The organism is Caballeronia sp. LZ028, assembly GCF_031451415.1.
Lineage (GTDB): Bacteria > Pseudomonadota > Gammaproteobacteria > Burkholderiales > Burkholderiaceae > Caballeronia > Caballeronia zhejiangensis.
The window spans coordinates 840,235-859,706 of record NZ_JARUXN010000001.1 but is presented as its reverse complement, the minus strand read 5'-3'; the positions used below and the strand labels follow the sequence as shown (position 1 = coordinate 859,706).

Below are 19,472 nucleotides of genomic sequence, written 5' to 3'. Positions count from 1 at the left end.
TTATCGCTCAATGGAAATTTGATATTGCAAATTTGGTTAGCCCTAAATATTATCGACTTAACGCGAGATTCAAGAACCGGACACAAAGTTGTCCTAGAACAACATGTCCGGCCCGTGTGGTAAAACCTGAGAGGGCTGAATGATGAATCAGATCCATGCAATGCGTGTGTTCGTGCGCGTGGCAGACACGGAGAGTTTTCGCCGCGCTGCTCAACAACTCGATGTCTCGAATGCGCTCGTGACTCGGGCAATCGCGATGCTCGAAGCGCATTTGCGAACACGTCTCATCAACCGCACTACCCGCAATCTGTCTCTCACGGAAGCGGGCACACGCTATCTCGAGGGCTGCCGCGCGTTGCTGGAGGAACTGGATCATCTGGAATCCACAGTCACGCACACCGAAGGCGAGCCGAGCGGCACTTTGCGCGTCGTTGCATCCAGCGCGCTTTCGCTGCTCACGCTGACGCCGCTCATCGACGGCTTCCGCAAGGTGTATCCGAAGGTCAACGTGCGGCTCACGCTCGCGGAGCGCCATGTCGATCTCGTCGAGGACGGCTATGACGTCGGCATCGTCACGGCGTTCATGGTGTCGAGCACCGCGCTCATCGAGCGGCCGGTCGGCACAAGCGCGCTCGTGACGGTCGCGACGCCCGCGTTCGTCGCCGAGCACGGCACGCCCGCCACGCCGACCGATCTGCAAACGTTGCCGTCCGTCGGACTGCCGAACGAAATGCGCAGCCAGACCTGGCATTTCCGGCATCGTCACGGCGCCGCCGATCAGGTCACGCTCGCGCCGGTCTACACGGTCAACAACGCGCTGATGGTGCGTCTCGCCACGCTGAAAAGCATGGGCTTCTCGATTCTTCCCGAAGGCATCGTGCGGGCGGACATCGAAAGCGGCACGCTCGTCCGCCTGCTCGACGGCTATTCGATCGACGACCCCGACATGAAAGTGTCGATCGTATATCCGGGGCGGCAATATCTGCCCGCGAAGACGCGCTTTTTCATCGACTATGCGCTGGACTATCTCGGCCGGGAATTCACCGCGCAAGGCGGCACGCGTCCCGACGAAATCATCCGCCCGACCATGCCGGCGATGATGCCGATGCAGGCGTTGCGCAACGCGACCGCGACCGCCAACTGAAGCCATAGCAAGCACAAGGGCCAGCACGGCGTTTTACCGCCGTCTGACCCAATCTCCCGATCGCACCGCACAACTAAGCTTCGTCCAGCGCCGAATCGGGCGGCGCTCAACCCTCCCCGTACTCCGCATTCGACGCATCCGGCGCCGCGCACATCTCGCGCAGCAAGGACGCCTCGCGCTCGTGCACTTCAACCGGCATCAACAAGGCGCCGGCATAGGCCATGTAGCGCGCGCGATGCTGGCCGTTGCGAAACGCCACGACACCTTCCCGATGCACGCCCAGCAACCCGAGCAGCCCGGGCGAGCGGCGCACGCTGATCGTCACGTAGGGCATTTCGGGCACGCGCGGATTGTCCGGATCGAGAAACTCGCGGATGCCGCGCACCTTGCCCGCGTGCCAGTCGTCGACGGCCTTGAGCACGTAGTCGGTGTCGTCGCGATCGGCGCACGCGAGGAGCTTCCTCACGTCGACGAGCACGACCTGATGACGCGAGCCATGGTCGGTGAACACCCGCTTCAGCCGCACGAAGTCGTACTGCGGATGGCTCTGCAATCTGACGATCCAGACCGCTTCTGCGGCGGTCGGCGCAACCATCGTGTCCATGTTCGGCATAGGAGGAAGACTGCGGCGCGCGCCCCGTGCGCGCGTGTTTCGCTGACAAGCAGCCTGAACGACCGCCGCTGAACAGGCGCTCGGGCTAAACAAACTTTTACACCCTGGACGCAATTCGTGAAAGCGCCATGACGGGCACGGCATGTGCTTTTGTTGCCAGAATCGAACACATGGACATAGCCTGCGAGATCGCTTGTCATGTGACTTTCATTCACGGCACCGATCAACGACTCGTGGACACTTCTTCCGATCTCATCGTCGCGCGGCCCGAGGGTCTTTTCTGTGTGCCGGGCAACTTCCATATCGACCCGTGGCGGCCTGTCGAACGTGCCGTCATCACGCATGCGCATGCCGATCACGCGCGCTTCGGGCACACGCATTACCTGGCGGCCGAGCCGGGCGTCGGCGTGTTGCTGTCGCGGCTGCCGGGCATCGATATTCAAGCGCTCGCTTACGGAGAAGCAATCGTCGTGAACGGTGTGCGCGTGTCGCTGCATCCTGCCGGGCACGTGCTCGGATCGGCGCAGGTGCGCGTTGAACACAAGGGCCGCGTGTGGGTCGCGTCCGGCGATTACAAGGTCGAGCCCGACCCGACCTGCGCGCCGTTCGAGCCGGTGCGCTGCGATACGTTCATCACCGAATCGACGTTCGGGCTGCCGATCTATCGATGGGACAGCTCGCGCGATGTCTTCGACGGCATCGACTCATGGTGGCGGCATAACGCGGCGCAAGGCCGCGCGTCGGTGCTGTTCTGCTATTCGTTCGGCAAGGCGCAGCGCGTGCTCGCGGGCGTCGATGCCGCCATCGGTCCGATCTTCTGTCACGGCGCGGTCGAGCCGCTCAATCGCGCGTATCGCGAATCGGGCGTCGCGTTGCCGCCGACGCGCCTCGTCAGCGAGATCGCCGCGAAAGACAAGGCCGCGTTCAAGGGCGCGCTGATCGTCGCGCCGCCGTCCGCGCAAGGCAGCACCTGGATGCGCCGCTTCGGCGAATACAGCGATGCCTTCGCGTCCGGCTGGATGCGTCTGCGCGGCACGCGGCGCCGCAAGGGCGTCGATCGCGGCTTCGTGCTCTCGGATCACGCGGACTGGCCCGGCCTGCAGCTCGCCATCGGTGCGAGCGGCGCCGAGCGCGTGATCGTCACGCACGGACAGATCGAGCCGATGGTGCGCTGGCTCAACGAGCAAGGCCTCGATGCGGGCGCGTTCACGACCGAATACGGCGACGACGCCATCGAAGCCGATATGGCGCAAACATCATGAAGCGCTTCGCGACGCTCTACGCCGCGCTCGACGCGACGACATCGACGAACGAAAAGCTCGAAGCGCTGATCGCGTATTTCTCGGGCGCGCAAGCCGAAGACGCCGCGTGGGCGTCGTACTTTCTCGCAGGCGGCAAGCCGCGCCAGTCGGTGCCGACGCGCCTGCTCACCGAGTTCGCCCGCGAACGCGCGGGCTTGCCGGAGTGGCTCTTCGAAGAGTCGTATCAGGCGGTCGGCGATCTCGCTGAAACCATCGCGCACGTTTTGCCGCCGGCGTCGGGAGAATCGTCGCTCGGACTCGCGCAATGGATCGAGGAACGCATCCTCACGCTGCGCGGCGCGGATCCGTCCGAATTGCGCGAGCGGCTTCTGAGTTACTGGGACGAACTCAACTGGAGCGAGCGTTTCCTGCTGACGAAGCTGATCGGCGGCGGCTTTCGCGTCGGCGTCGCGCGGCAGCTCGTCGTGCGCGCGCTCGCGCAGGTCGCGGGCGTCGATCATAAGCGCATCGCGCAACGCATGGTCGGCTGGACCGATTCGCGCGAGAAACCGAGCGCCGCGCGCTATCTTCGGCTGATCGCACCGGCAGCAGAAGGCGATGACGTCGACACGCCGCACGAAAGCGATATCGGCCTGCCGTACCCGTTCTTTCTCGCGCATCCGCTGCAGGCCGATCCGGCGACGCTCGGCTCGCCCGACGACTGGATCGTCGAATGGAAATGGGACGGCATACGCGCGCAGCTCGTGAAGCGCGCGGGCCGCGTATGGATCTGGTCGCGCGGCGAGGATCTCGTCACGGAGCGCTTTCCGGAGCTCGCGTCGCTCGGCGAAGCGTTGCCCGACGGCACCGTGATCGACGGCGAAATCCTCGCGTGGGAACCGGGCGCGGACGCGCCCTTGCCCTTCGCGCGACTGCAGCCGCGCATCACGCGCAAGTCGCTCACGAAGAAAGTGCTGGCCGATTCCCCCGCCGCGCTGCTTGCCTACGATCTGCTCGAGATCGATGGCCGCGATCTGCGCATGGAGCCGCTGCACGCGCGGCGCGCGCAACTCGACGCGCTCGCGTCGTCGCTTGCGGTGAATGTCCTGCGCGTGTCGCCGGTCGTGACGGCATCCGACTGGACTGCACTGGCGAAATTGCGCGACGAAAGCCGTGCGCGCGGCGTCGAAGGATTCATGCTGAAGGAACGCGCGTCGATGTACGGCGTCGGGCGCACGAAGGCGTCGGGAACGTGGTGGAAGTGGAAGATCGATCCGTATGCGATCGACGCCGTGCTGCTCTATGCGCAGCGCGGTCACGGCCGGCGCGCGAGCCTGTACACGGATTTCACCTTCGCCGTCTGGGACGAAGCCGACGGCATGCGCACGCTCGTGCCCTTCGCAAAAGCATATTCAGGACTGACCGACGAAGAAATGCGCCAGGTCGATGCGATCGTGCGCAAGACGACCATCGAGAAATTCGGGCCGGTGAGAAGCGTCACGCCGACGCTCGTCTTCGAGATCGGCTTCGAAGGCATACAGGCGAGCCCGCGTCACAAATCGGGCATCGCCGTGCGCTTTCCGCGCATGCTGCGCTGGCGCACCGATAAAAAAATCGAAGACGCCGATACGCTCGACATCCTCAAGGGCTTTCTGAACGAGGCCACGGCATGAGCGAGTCCGAATCGGCCGGCGAGCGCAGGCGCCGCGCGCCGCGACCTCGACGCGTGCCGCGCACGCGTGCGGCGCAGGCAAAACTCGATGCCGCCCCCGAATCCTTCACGCCCGCGCCTTTCGCGTACGACGCGAACGAAGCTGCAAAGCCAATCGACGAACGCATCGCGCGCTGGTTCGACGAGCGCGGCTGGCAGCCTTTCGAGTTTCAGCGCGAAGCGTGGCGTGAGATCGAGCGTGGCGCGAGCGGCCTGCTTCACGCGACGACGGGCGCGGGCAAAACGTGGGCCGTGTGGCTCGGGGCGCTCGCGGCTTTCGCGCGGTCATCGAAAGCCGATAAAAATCCCGCGCCGCTCACCGTCCTCTGGATCACGCCAATGCGCGCGCTCGCCGCCGACAGCGCCCGCGCGCTGCAAAGCGCCGTCACTGCGCTGAACGTGCCGTGGACGGTCGGGCTGCGCACCGGCGACACGTCATCGACGGAACGCGCGCGTCAGAGTCGCCGGATGCCGTCCGCGCTCGTCACGACGCCCGAAAGCCTCACGCTGATGCTCACGCGCGCCAACGCGCAAGAAGAACTTAAGCATCTGCGCATGATCGTCGTCGATGAATGGCACGAACTGCTCGGCAACAAGCGCGGCACGCAGACGCAACTGGCGGTCGCGCGGCTCGCGCGCTGGCGTCCCGATCTGCAGATCTGGGGCTTGTCCGCGACGCTCGGCAATCTCGCGCTCGCGCACGATGCGTTGCTGCATCCGGTGAAGACGCCGCGCGTCGTGGTGCGTGGCGCGCAGCCGAAAACGCTCGTCGTCGATACGCTGATTCCCGAAACCATCGAGCGCTTCCCGTGGGGTGGCCATCTCGGCGTGCGGCAAGTCGGTCCCGTCGCCGACGAAATCGAGCGCGCGCAAAGCTCGCTCGTCTTCACCAACACGCGTTCGCAATCGGAAATCTGGTATCGCGCGCTGCTCGAATTGCGGCCCGACTGGGCCGGCTTGCTCGCGCTGCATCACGGATCGCTCGACAAGGCAGTGCGCGACTGGGTCGAACTCGGCTTGAAGAACGGGCAACTGAAGGCGGTCGTGTGCACGTCGAGTCTCGATCTGGGCGTCGATTTTCTGCCGGTCGATCGCGTGTTTCAGATCGGCTCGCCCAAAGGCGTCGCGCGTCTGATGCAGCGCGCGGGACGCTCGGGGCACGCGCCGGGGCGCGTATCGCGCGTGACGATCGTGCCGACGCATGCGCTCGAACTCGTCGAAGCGGCCGCGGCGCGCTGGGCGATCGAAGAGCGGCGCATCGAAGGACGCGACATGCCGTTGAAGCCGCTCGACGTGCTCGTCCAGCATCTCGTGACGGTGGCGATCGGCGGCGGCTTCACGCCCGCCGACATGCTCGACGAAGTGAAGAGCGCGTATGCGTATCGCGATCTGACGCAGCGGGAATTCGACTGGGCGCTCGCTTTCGTCGAGCGCGGCGGCGCATCGCTCGCGGCGTATCCGGATTTTCATCGCGTAGTGAAGGACGATGACGGCGTGTATCGCGTGCCGCGCGAAGACCTCGTGCGCAGGCATCGCAACAACGTCGGGACGATAGTTGCAAACGCAACCATCAACGTCGCCTATATGACGGGCGGGCGCATCGGCGCGATGGAGGAGTCGTTCATCTCGCGCTTGAAGCCCGGCGATGTCTTCACCTTCGGCGGACGCGCGCTCGAACTCGTGCGCGTGCGCGACATGACCGCGTATGTGAAACGCGCGACTTCATCGCGCGGGGCGATGCCGCAATGGGCGGGCAGCAAGATGCCGCTGTCGTCCGAACTGGCCGATGCCGCACTCGTGATGCTCGCGCGCGCCAACGACGGCATCTACGACGAGCCGGAAATGCGCGCCGTCAAACCGCTGCTCGATTTGCAGGCGAAGTGGTCCGCGCTGCCGGGGCCGGGCGTGCTCGTCGTCGAACGCGTGCGCTCGCGCGAAGGTCATCACTTCTTTTGCTATCCGTTTGCGGGGCGCATGGCGCATATTGGCCTGGGATCGCTGATCGGATGGCGCGTCGCACGCGATCAGCCGAGCACGTTTTCGATTTCGATGAACGATTACGGCTTCGAACTGCTGTCGGCAAAACCGTTCGACTGGGAGACGCTCATCGCGGAAGGGCTTTTTTCCCCGGAGAATCTGGAGCACGACATTCTCGCGAGCCTCAACGCATCCGAATTGTCGGCGCGGCGTTTTCGCGAGATCGCGCGCGTGTCGGGGCTGATTTATCAGGGGCATCCGGGACAGCAGAAAAGCGCGAGGCAATTGCAGGCGTCGAGCGGATTGTTCTACGAAGTCTTTCGCAAGCACGACAGCAGCAATCTGCTGCTTGCGCAGGCCGATCAGGAAGTGATGCTGCAGGAACTCGAACTCGGCCGCATCCGCGCGGCGCTCGAACGCATGAGCGCGAGCTGCCTCGCGCTGCATGCGCCGAAGAAGCCCACGCCGTTCGCGTTTCCGCTGATCGTCGCGCGCTTGCGGGAAAAGGTGAGCACGGAGAAGCTCTCGGATCGCGTCGAGCGCATGCTCGCGGATCTGGAGAAGGCGGCGAAGACATAAATGGAAGCTTTGACCATCGATGTGAATGGCCACGCGCTCGTCCTATCCGCCGATCGCGCGGCGTTCGATCCGCACGCCCGAAGCCTTTTCATCGCCGATGCGCACTTCGGCAAGGACGCCGTGTTCCGCGCGCGCGGCATTCCGGTGCCCGTCGGCACGACCGGCGAGAGCCTCGCGCGGCTCGATGCGCTCGTCGCGGCGCATCGGCCGGAATCGATCGTCTTTCTCGGCGACTTGCTGCACGCGCGCGAATCCCACGCCGACGAGACGCTCGACGCCCTCGCCGCGTGGCGCGCGAAGCATCGCGAACTCGCGCTCGTGCTCGTCGAAGGCAATCACGACAGGCACGCGGGCGCGCTGCCCGCGCTGTTCGGCGTCGATGTCGTGAAGGAACCGCACGCGCTCGGACCGTGGGCGCTTTGCCATCATCCGCAGACGGTCGATGGCGCTTACGCGCTCGCGGGACACGAGCATCCGGTGTACCGGCTCGCGACGCGCGTCGACAGCGCGCGTCTACCGTGCTTCCGCTTCGGCCCTCGCGCGGGCGTGCTGCCGGCGTTCGGCGCGTTCACCGGCGGCTTCGAAGTCAACGGCGGCGTGCGCGGCGAAGCGCTCTACGTGATCGCGGGCGAGCGCGTGTTCCCGCTCAGTGATAGACGTTCGTCGACGATTGCAGCTTCGTGAGCTTGCCGCGCTGCAAGCGGTACCAGCCGAGATTCGACTGCATCACCACCTCCTCGCCTTGCCAGAATACGCGCTTGACCGTCATGCGCTGGCCGGCGCGCTGCACGAGCGGCGGATGGCGGCGGAAATCGTAGAGGATCGGGCCTGAACCGGTCTGCACGAGCATGCGCGTGACGGTGTCGCTCGTGCCGGAAGTTTCATCGAAATGGACGACGCGCTTCGCGTCGAAGCGATCGAATACCTCTTTGTCGATGACCGCGGCCATGCCGGATTCATCGCGGAGAAAGTGCAGCGTTCCCGCCTGCGTTGCGATGGGCCCGGCGGCGTCGCTCTGGGCGAACGCAAGCGTAGCGATGAACAGCGTGCCGGCGGCTGCCGCGTGAATACAGAATTTTGTCAGTGACATCTTTCGTTCAAAAAGTTGCTGCGTTTTACCAACACTGCGACCAACACTGCGCGGCGCCCCCGACGCGCAAGGAATGCGAGGCCGCGAGCGTGTTACCGGAAACATCTGACGCATGGCGGCGCAGCGTTTGCAAGAGTCGTGCGCCGCTGCCGCGTCAGAAAGAATATCCGTTCGGGCCGGAGCATGGATCGGCCGATCGGAATAAGGGTTTATACCAGCGTCGAAAATGACGTTTCGGTACAATTCGAGCCTTCAACTCCGCCTCGGCGCCTGCATCGCTCAATCCGACGATGCGCCCAGACGTGACATCTCCTTCTCTTCCGCCATGCCTCTGCCTCTTTTCGCTCTCGCCATTGCCGCGTTCGGCATCGGCACGACGGAATTCGTCATCATGGGCCTGTTGCCCAACGTCGCGCGCGATCTCGCGGTGACGATTCCGGCGGCGGGCATGCTCGTGTCCGGCTATGCGCTCGGCGTGACGGTCGGCGCGCCGATTCTGGCCGTCGTCACCGCGAAGATGCCGCGCAAGAAGGCGCTGATGAGCCTGATCGGCGTGTTCATCGTCGGCAATCTGCTGTGCGCGCTCGCGCCGAACTACTGGGTGCTCATGGGCGCGCGCATCGTCACCGCGTTCTGTCACGGCGCGTTCTTCGGCATCGGCTCGGTGGTCGCGGCCGATCTCGTCGCGCCGAACCGCCGCGCGCAGGCCATCGCGCTGATGTTCACCGGCCTCACGCTCGCCAACGTGCTCGGCGTGCCGCTCGGCACCGCGCTCGGCCAAGCGGCCGGCTGGCGCTCGACGTTCTGGGTCGTCACGCTGATCGGCGTCGCGGCGGCGGGCGCGCTGCATGTGTGCCTGCCGAAGCACATCGAGATGCCGGAAACCAGCATCCTGCGCGAATTCGACGTGCTCAAGAACCCGCAAGTGCTGATGGTGCTCGGCATCAGCGTGCTCGCGTCGGCCAGTCTTTTCTCGGTGTTCACGTATATCACGCCGATTCTCGAAGACGTGACGGGCCTTTCGCCGCACGCGGTCACGTATGTGCTGCTGCTGTTCGGTCTCGGCCTGACGGTCGGCAGCACGCTCGGCGGCAAGCTCGCGGACTGGAAGCTGCTGCGTTCGCTGCTGTCCTTCCTGCTCGCGATCGTCGCCGTTCTGACGATCTTCGCCGGCACGATGCATCAGCCGGTCGCCGCGATGATCACGATCTTCTTCTGGGGCGTGCTCGCCTTCGCGATCGTGCCGCCGCTGCAAATGCTGATCGTGAACCGCGCGAGCGATGCGCCGAATCTCGCATCGACGTTGAACCAGGGCGCGTTCAATCTCGGCAACGCGACGGGCGCGTGGCTCGGCGGCTGCGTGATCGGCGCGGGCGCACCGCTCACGTCGCTGCCGTGGGTCGGCGTACTGATGGCGGTGAGCGCGTTCGGCCTGACGCTGCTCTCGGCGACGCTCGACAAGCGCGCGCGCCGTCTTTCGATCGGACAACCCGCCTGAGTTCCTTCGGGCGGTACGTTGCATGAAAGGCATTCTCTCGCGCGATTTTCTCGCGCTGATTCTGAGCGTCGCGGTTGTCGGCCTGGGGCTCGGCGCGACGCTGCCGCTGACGTCGCTCGCGCTGACGCAATCGGGTTTTGGCACGGACATCGTCGGCTGGATGACGGCGACGCAGGCGCTCGGCGGGCTCATGGTTGCGCCGGTGGCGAGCCGCTTCGCGGGGCATTTCGGGGCGCGCGAGACGATCGTCGGCACGGTGATCGTCGCGGCGTTCTCGACTATCGCGATGCAGTTCACCGTGAACCTGTGGCTGTGGGCCGTGCTGCGTTTTCTGTGCGGCGCGGCGCTGATGCTGCTTTTCACGATCGGCGAAGCATGGGTCACGCAACTCGCCGACGACTCCACGCGCGGCCGCGTCGTCGCGATCTACGCGACCAACTTCACGCTCTTCCAGATGACGGGCCCGGTGCTCGTCAGCGTGATCGGCGGCTTGCCGTCGATGCGCTTTGCCATCTGCGGGGCGATCTTTCTGCTGGCGTTGCCCGCGCTCGCATCGATACGCGGCGCGCCGCACGCGCTGGCATCGGAAGAAGGCGAGCACGGCGACTGGCGCAGCGTGTTGCCGCGCATGCCCGCGCTCGTGATCGGCACGGGCTTTTTCGCGCTCTTCGACACGCTCGCGCTCTCGCTGATGCCGCTTTTCGCGATGTCGCACGGCGTCGGCGAGGATATCGGCGTGCTGTTCGCATCGGCGATCCTGCTCGGCGATACGACGATGCAGTTCCCGATCGGCTGGCTCGCCGACCGCATCGGGCGCGCGAAGGTGCATGCGGGCGCGGGCGTGGTCGTCGCGCTGCTGCTGCCGCTTTTGCCTTGGGCGATCGCGTATCCGTGGATCTGCTGGCCGCTGCTCTTCGTGACCGGCGCGGCGGCGGGCAGCGTGTACACGCTGTCGCTCGTCGCGTGCGGCGAACGCTTTCGCGGACCGTCGCTGGTCTCGGCGACGGCGATTGTCGGGGCTTCGTGGAGCGTCGCGAGTTTCGGCGGACCGATCGTCGCGGGCACGCTGATGCAGCGCGTCGGCGCCGATGCGCTCATCGGCGTGCTGACGGCGGCCGCGTGCGCGTTTCTCGCTGCGGCGTGGTGGGAGCGGCGCGGTTAGGAGTTCGAGCGTGTCGTTCGGCGCGAGGTCGGCGGTATACTTTTCCGGCCTTCAATTCCGCTACGAGGCATCAAGGAAACGTATGAGCGCTTTACCTTCCTGTCCGCAATGCCAGTCGGCATTCACCTATGAAGATGCGGGCATGTACATCTGTCCCGAATGCGCGCACGAATGGTCCGCGCAGACGGATACCGCATCGGAGCCCGCCGCGAAGGTCTATCGCGATTCCGCGGGCAACGTTCTTCACGATGGCGACACCGTCACCGTCATCAAGGATCTGAAGCTGAAGGGCGGCGGTGGCGTCGTCAAGATGGGCACCAAGGTCAAGAACATCCGGCTCGTCGACGCCGATCACGACATCGACTGCAAAATCGAGGGCTTCGGCGCGATGAGCCTCAAGACCGAGTTCGTCAGGAAAGCCTGACCCGCAACGACCGGCCGCGGTGTTTCACCCGCGCGCCGGCAAAATCCGCCCCGCGCATTCGCCGAAGCCCACGCGATATCCCTCGCCCTGGCACCATCCGCGCAGGGTGATTTCATCGCCGTCCTGTAGAAACGCGCGCTCGCCGCCCTGTTCCAGCTTCACGGGCCGCTGGCCGTTCCAGGTGCTTTCGAGCAGGCTGCCGCACGAATCCGGCGTCGGCCCGCTTATCGTGCCCGATCCCATCAGATCGCCGACGCGCGTATTGCATCCGCCAACCGTGTGATGCGCGAGCTGCTGCGCCATCGACCAGTACATCAGCTTGAAGTTGGTGCGTGAAATGGTCGTCGGCGTGTGTGCGCCTTCCGGACGCAGCGTGACTTCCAGTTCGATATCGAACGCGTGATCGCCTTCGTGACGCAGATACGCGAGCGGCTGCGGATCCTGCGCGGGCGTCGCGGTGCGAAACGGTTCGAGCGCATCGAGCGTGACGATCCACGGCGAGATCGTCGTCGCGAAGCCCTTCGAGTTGAACGGGCCGAGCGGCACGTACTCCCATTGCTGGATATCGCGCGCGCTCCAGTCGTTGAGCAGCACCATGCCGAAGATATGCGCCTCCGCGTCCTCACACGCGATCGGCTCGCCGAGCGCATTGCCGCGCCCGATGATGAAGCCCGTCTCCAGTTCGATATCGAGCTTGCGGCACGCGCTGAAGATCGGGCGCTCTTCGTTCGGCAGCTTGATCTGACCGTTCGGGCGGCGCACGGGCGTGCCGCTCACGACCACCGACGACGCGCGCCCGTTATAGCCGACCGGCAATTCCGACCAGTTCGGCAGAAGCGCGTTCTTCGGATCGCGGAACATCGAGCCGACGTTCGTCGCGTGCTCCTTCGAGGAATAAAAATCCGTGTAGCCAGGAATCTCGACCGGCAGATGCATCGTCGCATCGGAGCGCGGCACGAGCGCGCGGCGGCGCAAGGCTTCGTCGTCGCGCAACGTCGCATTGCCGTGCGCGAGCAACGCGGACAGCGCGATACGCACGCCGCGCCACGTCTCGCGTCCGAGCGCGATGAAGTCGTTCAGGCGCGATGCGTGGAACGTGCCGCGCGCATCGATCAGACGCGCGTCTTCGAGCACGGCGAGATCGGCGATCCAGTCGCCTATCGCGACGCCCGCGCGCGGCTGCGCGTTCACCGCGTCGCTGAATATGCCGAACGGCAGGTTCTGAATCGGGAAGTCGCTCGCGGGATCGTTCGCGGACTCGATCCAGCTCTTCAAAGTGGGCGCGAGTGTGGCCTTCAGCGCGTCGATCATCGTTGCTCCGGGTTGAAGTGTTTCGTGAGACCTTGCCAGCACTCGTAATAATTCGCCTGCAACTGCGCGGTTTCGAGCGCGAACTGAGTCGGCTTGATGAGCGTGCGCGTCTCGAACATGAAGGCCATCGTGACGTCGACTTTCGCGGGCTTCGACGTATCGCTCTTCGATGCCTTCTCGAACGTTTCCGCATCCGGCCCGTGCCCCGACATGCAGTTGTGCAGGCTCGCGCCGCCGGGCACGAAGCCTTCGGCCTTCGCGTCGTAGACGCCGTGCACGAGTCCCATGAACTCGCTCGCGACATTGCGATGAAACCACGGCGGCCGGAACGTATCTTCCGCGGCGAGCCAGCGCGGCGGGAAGATCACGAAGTCGATGGAATCGACGCCCGGCGTGTCGCTCGGCGATTGAAGCACGAGAAAGATCGACGGATCCGGATGGTCGTAGCTGATCGAGCCGATGGTGTTGAAGTGGCGCAGATCGTACTTGTACGGCGCGTAATTGCCGTGCCACGCGACGACATCGAGCGGCGAATGACCGATGTCCGCGCGCCAAAGCACGCCGTTCATCTTCGTGACGAGTTCGAACCTGCCTTCGCGGTCTTCATACGCGGCGTTCGGCGTGAGGAAGTCGCGCGGATTCGCCAGCCCGTTCGAGCCGATCGGACCGAGATCGGGCAATTGCAGCAGCGCGCCGAAGTTTTCGCAGATGTAGCCGCGCGCTTCGCCATCGGGCAGCGTCACCGAAAAGCGCACGCCGCGCGGAATCACCGCGATTTCGTGCGGCTCGATATCGAGCTTGCCGAGTTCCGTGAAGATCGCGAGACGTCCCTGCTGCGGCACGATCAGCAATTCGCCGTCGGCGTTGTAGAAGAAGCGGTCCTGCATCGAGCGGTTCGCGGCGTAGAGATGGATCGCGCAACCGGACATCGATTCCGCGGCGCCGTTGCCGGCCATCGTCACCCAGCCGTCGATGAAATCGGTCGGCGCGGCGGGCATCGGCAGCGGATCCCAGCGCAACTGGTTCGGCGGCGTCGGCGGAACATCGGTGAAATTGGCCACGAGTTTCGCGCGCAGCATGTCGGCGGGAATGCGCGTGAACGGCTTGTGCACGGCCGCCGGACGTATCCGATAGAGCCACGAACGGCGATTGTGCGCGCGCGGCGCGGTGAACGCGGTGCCCGAAAGCTGCTCGGCGTACAGGCCGTAAGCGGCGCGTTGCGGCGAGTTGCGGCCGATCGGCAACGCGCCCGGCAGCGCCTCCGTGGCGAAGTCGTTGGCGAAACCCGATTGATAGTGCTGGTTCGCGTCCGTGTGCGTCTCGAACGTTGGCATGGTCGGAATCCTCGACGAAAAGTGCGACGGTTCAGGCGACGGCGCCGTGCGCGGCATGTCGTCGCTGCAATTTACGGATGGTAAAACCAATTACGATTAGTGAAATTCATCGTATACCCTTAATCGACGGGCCTCGCCGCGCATATCAATATGTGAATTTGGTGCTGGACGCGGCGTTGCGCGCTGATACCATCGACCATTCGAATGAAAATTGCCCGGTACGGCACGCCTCACGAACTCGACGCTCCATCCATGATCGCCCCGTCCTTGCCTGAACTCGTCGCCCGCGCCGCGGAACATCCGTTTCTCGGCGCGCATGTCGTGCTTGGCGAGAACGAGCACGCCGGTCAGGCGATCGCGCATTACCGCGATCTGTGCATTTCGAGCGCCTACGAGCCTATCTTCGATGTCGGCACGCACAGCTTTCCGCAGACTTTGAGCGCATCGCCGGAGAGCGCGGAGCGTTTCGGCGACGAACTCGGCGTGCAGGCGTTGACGCTCATTCAGGGCGATGCGCCGCGCGATCCGTTCGGACAACTGGAAGACGATCGCGAGCTGGTCGTGCTGGACCGGCTGTCGCGCGCGCTGCATGCGTTCAATTTCTTCGGGCCGCATCGGCCGGGGCTTTTGTTTCTGCGCGTGCATGAGCGGCTATTGAAGAGCGTGAAGTATGACCACGGACTGCACTTCTCTTCCGTGCTGATGGAGTTCGGGATGAACCCGTCGCGGGTGGTGATCGAATTGCCTGCGGCGGCGGTCGCGCACAAGACGTTTCTTGGGTATCTCACGAAGAGCTATCAGCATTACGGATTCAAGGTCGCGGGGAATCTGCCGAATGCCGGGCAGATCATGGCAGTGTCGGATATGGCGCGGCTTGATTTCATCAAGATGGATGCGGCGCAGGCTTTACGGGACTCGGTGGTGAAGCATCTCGTGGCGTATGCACATCGGTTGAGGATTCCGCTCATCTTTTCGAATGTCTGCGATGAGGCGCAGTTCAATGCGCTTCAGCAGTTCGATGTGCATTTCGTGCAAGGACCGGTGTTTGATGCGCATCCGAGTTTGCATGCGCGGTGACGTGTTTTTTTCGGGGTCTTGGTTGTCGTCGGATCCCGTATTCGTGTCGGTCTATTAGCACTGCCCCTGTGCGGGGCGGCACTCACTTTCTTTGCTGCTGCAAAGAAAGTAAGCAAAGAAAGCAGCTTCCGATACGCCCGCGGTCACACGCAATTTGGGTAGTCCTCTCGTCGTTCGTGGGCTGCCTAAAGAGTGCCCTCAAACACCTAATCGGGCTTGGATCGCGCACGGTCCGTCTCATCGCACCACACGCCAAACGGGTTCAGCACCAAATAGCTCCGGCCCGCTTCGCGGCCGTCCGGTCAATCGGGGAGGCACGCGCTTCGCTACTAACATCTTTATCGCACTGCGCGCGCAAACCGATGGTTTCCCTTGCAGACCCAGCGGCAGCGCGTAGCGCTGTGCCGATGCTGTTTCGTGCTGAACCAGTGTCCTTGGAAAACTAGCTCGTCAGACCGTGCGCGATCCAAGCCCCGCTATTGTGATGAGGGCACTCTTTAGGCGAGTGCCGCCTGTGACGAGAGAACTACCCAAATTGCGTGTGACCGCGGGCCTGAAAAGCTGCTTTCTTTGCCTACTTTCTTTGCAGCAGCAAAGAAAGTAGGTGCCGCCCCGCACAGGGGCAGTGCAAATAGACCGACGCGAAGACAGGATTTCATGAAGGCGCAGATCCACGCGCTGGGAAATCGGCTCGAACACCGCCCCCGATCCGAAGGCATCCGGCTCGCTTAGTGCCGAAAGCATCACCGCTACGGGTTATTCCCGATCTCCCGCTGCCGCATCGCTTGTTGCACTGCAACGCCGCTCGCGAGCGCTCCACCACTCGCCTTCCCAACGCTCAAAGGCGCGCGAATTGCGCCGCATTGCGGCAAACCCCACCCCACCTCGCGCCTTGACTTTCGCCGAACCGAATACGATCATTCGATCATCGAACGAGCAAATGTTCACTCAAACCGCCTTGACCGCCGCCGTCGTGGCGCCAAAGCGACCAGCCGCCCGCGAAGAACGGGCGCGCCGCCATTCAGAGGAAGAGACGACATGACGAACGAAGCCAACGTGATCCTGCACATCGGCGCCGGGTCTTTTCATCGCGCGCATCAGGCGTGGTATCTGCATCGACTGAACGAATCGGGCGACAAAAGCTGGTCGCTCGCGGTCGGAAATATTCGCGGCGACATGAACGCCGTGCTCGATGCCCTCGCCGCGCAGAACGGCGAATACACGCTCGAAACGGTCACGCCGAAGGGCGAGCGCGAATACGAGACGATCCGCGCGATCAAAAAGGTCGTGCCGTGGTCCGCGGATCTCGCCGAACTCGTCGCCGTGGGCGCGGACCCGAAGACGAAGATCGTGTCGTTCACCGTCACCGAAGGTGGCTATTACCTCGACGAGCACGACAAGCTCGACACCGCGAACCCCGATCTCGCCGCCGACCTCAAGGGCGCAAAAACCACGATCTACGGCGCGCTCGCCGCGATCCTCGATGCGCGCATGAAGAATGGCGCGGGCCAGGTATCGCTGCAGAACTGCGACAACCTGCGCAGCAACGGCGACCGCTTCAAGGCGGGCATGCTCGAATTTCTCGAACGGCGCGGCGAGACCGCGCTGCGCGAGTGGATGATCGCGAACACGTCGTGTCCGAACGCGATGGTCGATCGCATCACGCCGCGCCCGACGCCCGACGTCGCCGAACGCGTGAAGGCCGCGACCGGCTTCGACGACAAAGCGCCCGTGATGGGCGAAAAGTTCATCCAGTGGGTGATCGAAGACAGCTTCATCGCCGGGCGGCCCGCGTGGGAGCAGGTCGGCGCGGAGATGGTCGAATCGGTGCATCCGTATGAGGAGGCGAAAATCCGCATCCTCAATGCGAGCCATAGCTGCATTGCGTGGGCGGGCACGCTCGTCGGGCTGCAATACATTCACGAAGGCACGCAGGACATGGAAATCCGCGCGCTCGCCGACGCCTACGTCACCGACGACGTGATTCCCTGCCTCACGCCGAGCCCGATCGATCTCGAGAAATATCGCGATGTCGTGCTCGACCGCTTCAGCAATCCGTACATCAAGGACACGAACCAGCGCGTCGCGGCGGATGGCTTCTCGAAGCTGCCGGGCTTCATCGCGCCGACGCTCTCGGAATGCTTCGCGCGCAAGGTCGATCCCGATTCGACCGCGATCCTGCCTGCGCTCTTCTTCCGCTTTCTCGAACGCTGGCACGAGGGCAAGCTGCCGTATGCCTATCAGGATGGCGTGATGGATCCGGCGGTGGCGCACGGCTTCTTCACGTCGCCCGATCCGGTCAAGGCCTTCACGAGCGACAAGCTCCTGTGGGGCAGCATGGCGCAGACCGAAGGCCTCGAACGCGTGATGCGCAGCGCGATTGCGAAAGTCGATGCATGGCTCGCCAATCGGCCGTAGGCGGCAAGCGGCCATAACCGGCCATAAGCGGCCATAAGCCCGCTGTTATCGCCGCGTTAATGGCATCGCGAAACTGCAAGCCGCGCCGCTCGGGTAATGTGCTCATGGCGCGGCGTCGCGCGTGGCGTTAAATTAGCGCCTCCCGCCGATATGGCGTCCCGCCTGGTTTCTGACCAAGTTCGATTCCGGCAACGACAAAGGGTCCGTTCATGTACTTAGGCATCGACCTCGGCACCTCCGAAGTGAAAGTGCTGCTGCTCGCGAGCGACGGCAGCGTCGTCGGCACGGCCGGCACGCCGTTCACCGTTTCGCGTCCGAAGCCGCGCTGGTCGGAGCAGAATCCGCTCGACTGGTGGGAAGGCACGCGCGCCGCGCTCTTCAAGCTGCGCGAGAAATTCCCGGATGAGTTCGCGCAGGTGCGCGGCATCGGTCTGTCCGGTCAGATGCACGGCGCCGTGCTGCTCGATTCGCAGGACAAGGTGCTGCGTCCCGCGATCCTGTGGAACGACATGCGCAGCGACAAGGAATGCGCCGAGCTCTACGAGCGCGCGCCGAACCTGCACGAGATCGCCGGCAATCTGGCGATGCCTGGCTTCACCGCGCCGAAGCTGCTCTGGGTCGCGCACAACGAACCCGATGTCTTCCGTCAGACCGCGTGCGTGCTGTTGCCGAAGGATTATCTGCGGATGCATCTGACGGGCACGAAAGTGTCCGATCCATCCGATGCCGCGGGCACGCTCTGGCTCGATGTCGCGCGCCGCGACTGGTCCGACGAGTTGCTTGCCGCGTGCAGCATGTCGCGCCGGCAGATGCCGTCGCTTGCGGAAGGCAGCGCGCCCTCGGGCACCTTGCGGCCCGAACTCGCGCGCGAATTCGGCTTGCGCGAAGGCGTGATCGTCGCGGCGGGCGGCGGCGACAATGCCGCGAGCGCGGTGGGCATCGGCGCGACCGATCCGGGCGATGGTTTTCTGTCGCTGGGCACATCGGGTGTGCTGTGCGTCATCGGCGATCGCTTTCGGCCGAACCCGGCTTCGGCCGTCCACGCGTTCTGTCACGCGATTCCGGATCGGTGGCATCAGATGAGCGTGGTGCTGTCGGCGGCAAGCTGTTTGCGCTGGGTGTGCAAGCTGACATCGACGGATGAGCCGACGCTGCTCGCGGAAATCGAAGCTTTGCCTGTCGATGTTTTGTCGTCTGCGCCGTTGTTTTTGCCGTATCTGAGTGGTGAGCGCACGCCGCACAACGATCCGTATGCGCAGGGCGTGTTCTTCGGCATGACGCACGCGACCGATCGCGCGTTGCTCGGCTATTCGGTGCTCGAAGGCGTGACGCTCTCCTTGACCGATGGCCTCGATGCGCTTCAATCCGCGGGCACGCAGGCGCGCGCGCTATCGATGCTCGGGGGCGGTGCACGTAGCGCGTATTGGGCGCAGATGTTCGCCGATGCCTTCGATACCCCGACGCGCACGCACGGCGGCGGCGAGACCGGCGCGGCGCTCGGCGCGGCACGGCTCGGGTGGCTTGCGGCGGGCGGCGATCCGGCGACGGTGCTCGCGAAGCCCGAGATCAAGCAGGAATTCACGCCGAATTCCGAACGGCATGCGTTGCTGCGGCAGCGGTTGAAGGGGTTTCGGGAGCTGTATCAGCATGTGAGGCCGTTGTTCGATTCGGCGCGGCCGCGGTTGGCTTGATTTTGTATTGGTATTGAGCTTCTATGAAGCTTGTGGGCGGTGCGGGGTTTGGCGCTTTGTTTCTCTTCGCCGGATCCCCGTTTTCGTGTCGGTCTATTAGCGTTGCCCCTGTGCGGGGCGGCAGTCACTTTCTTTGCTGCTGCAAAGAAAGCAACTGTATTGAGCGTCAAGGGTTGAGTTGGTAAGGATCATGGTTTTGGGG

15 protein-coding genes are annotated in these 19,472 nt (G+C 64.3%); 11 read left to right on the top strand and 4 right to left on the bottom strand.

Translation table 11 applies throughout. The features are described 5' to 3' along the window. Positions 1-139 precede the first annotated feature (139 nt). On the top strand, positions 140-1,144 hold the full coding sequence (locus QCE58_RS04040; protein WP_239295376.1) for a LysR family transcriptional regulator: 1,005 nt from the start codon (positions 140-142) through the stop codon (positions 1,142-1,144). A 106-nt stretch (positions 1,145-1,250) separates the two neighbouring features. On the opposite strand, the gene QCE58_RS04035 is transcribed toward QCE58_RS04040, so the two are convergent. Next, the gene (locus QCE58_RS04035; protein WP_008351228.1) at positions 1,251-1,757 is read right to left on the bottom strand and encodes a plasmid fertility inhibition factor family protein; all 507 of its coding nucleotides are present in this window, start codon (positions 1,755-1,757) and stop codon (positions 1,251-1,253) included. Positions 1,758-1,990: 233 nt separating this feature from the next. Here QCE58_RS04035 and QCE58_RS04030 point away from each other — a divergent pair, with 233 nt between their 5' ends. Genes QCE58_RS04030 through pdeM form a run of 4 tightly spaced genes read left to right on the top strand, consistent with a single transcriptional unit; the run spans position 1,991 to position 7,949 of the window. Continuing rightward, a complete protein-coding gene (locus QCE58_RS04030; RefSeq protein WP_250480317.1) occupies positions 1,991-3,019 on the top strand; it encodes a ligase-associated DNA damage response exonuclease in 1,029 nt (342 codons plus the stop codon). Beyond that, positions 3,016-4,671 (top strand): ATP-dependent DNA ligase, encoded by a 1,656-nt coding sequence (locus QCE58_RS04025; RefSeq protein ID WP_034472974.1) that lies wholly within the window; start codon positions 3,016-3,018, stop codon positions 4,669-4,671. Before QCE58_RS04030 ends, QCE58_RS04025 begins: the two co-directional genes overlap by 4 nt. Further along, positions 4,668-7,265, top strand: coding sequence for a ligase-associated DNA damage response DEXH box helicase (locus tag QCE58_RS04020; protein ID WP_250520951.1), 2,598 nt, complete (start codon positions 4,668-4,670; stop codon positions 7,263-7,265). The genes QCE58_RS04025 and QCE58_RS04020 overlap by 4 nt, the downstream gene beginning before the upstream one ends. After that, positions 7,266-7,949: a ligase-associated DNA damage response endonuclease PdeM gene (gene pdeM, locus QCE58_RS04015; protein ID WP_008351232.1), complete on the top strand. Its 684-nt coding sequence runs from the start codon at positions 7,266-7,268 to the stop codon at positions 7,947-7,949. On the opposite strand, the gene QCE58_RS34065 is transcribed toward pdeM, so the two are convergent. Further along, complete coding sequence (locus QCE58_RS34065) at positions 7,912-8,355, bottom strand: hypothetical protein (protein ID WP_008351236.1); 444 nt, start codon at positions 8,353-8,355, stop codon at positions 7,912-7,914. The two genes, pdeM and QCE58_RS34065, sit on opposite strands and share 38 nt — an antisense overlap. A 325-nt stretch (positions 8,356-8,680) precedes the next feature. On the opposite strand from QCE58_RS34065, the gene QCE58_RS04005 reads away from it, so the two are divergent. The 3 genes from QCE58_RS04005 (at position 8,681) to QCE58_RS03995 (ending at position 11,439) form a co-directional block, all read left to right on the top strand. Then, positions 8,681-9,853, top strand: coding sequence for an MFS transporter (locus QCE58_RS04005; protein ID WP_033537120.1), 1,173 nt, complete (start codon positions 8,681-8,683; stop codon positions 9,851-9,853). 22 nt (positions 9,854-9,875) lie between these two features. Beyond that, the gene (locus QCE58_RS04000) at positions 9,876-11,015 is read left to right on the top strand and encodes an MFS transporter (protein WP_250480314.1); all 1,140 of its coding nucleotides are present in this window, start codon (positions 9,876-9,878) and stop codon (positions 11,013-11,015) included. Between the two features lie 82 nt (positions 11,016-11,097). After that, complete coding sequence (locus QCE58_RS03995; protein ID WP_250520950.1) at positions 11,098-11,439, top strand: zinc ribbon domain-containing protein YjdM; 342 nt, start codon at positions 11,098-11,100, stop codon at positions 11,437-11,439. 24 nt (positions 11,440-11,463) lie between these two features. On the opposite strand, the gene fahA is transcribed toward QCE58_RS03995, so the two are convergent. Next, a complete protein-coding gene (gene fahA, locus QCE58_RS03990) occupies positions 11,464-12,750 on the bottom strand; it encodes a fumarylacetoacetase (RefSeq protein ID WP_008351240.1) in 1,287 nt (428 codons plus the stop codon). Beyond that, complete coding sequence (gene hmgA, locus QCE58_RS03985) at positions 12,747-14,084, bottom strand: homogentisate 1,2-dioxygenase (RefSeq protein ID WP_250480313.1); 1,338 nt, start codon at positions 14,082-14,084, stop codon at positions 12,747-12,749. Before hmgA ends, fahA begins: the two co-directional genes overlap by 4 nt. A 252-nt stretch (positions 14,085-14,336) precedes the next feature. On the opposite strand from hmgA, the gene QCE58_RS03980 reads away from it, so the two are divergent. From QCE58_RS03980 to xylB, 3 genes are all read left to right on the top strand, one after another. Continuing rightward, entirely contained in the window at positions 14,337-15,161 is an 825-nt protein-coding gene (locus QCE58_RS03980) for an EAL domain-containing protein (protein ID WP_008351242.1), read from the top strand. Between the two features lie 1,038 nt (positions 15,162-16,199). Then, positions 16,200-17,579 (top strand): D-arabinitol 4-dehydrogenase, encoded by a 1,380-nt coding sequence (gene dalD / locus QCE58_RS03975; RefSeq protein WP_244807727.1) that lies wholly within the window; start codon positions 16,200-16,202, stop codon positions 17,577-17,579. 209 nt (positions 17,580-17,788) lie between these two features. Further along, a complete protein-coding gene (gene xylB, locus QCE58_RS03970; protein WP_250456555.1) occupies positions 17,789-19,270 on the top strand; it encodes a xylulokinase in 1,482 nt (493 codons plus the stop codon). Positions 19,271-19,472: the final 202 nt, after the last annotated feature.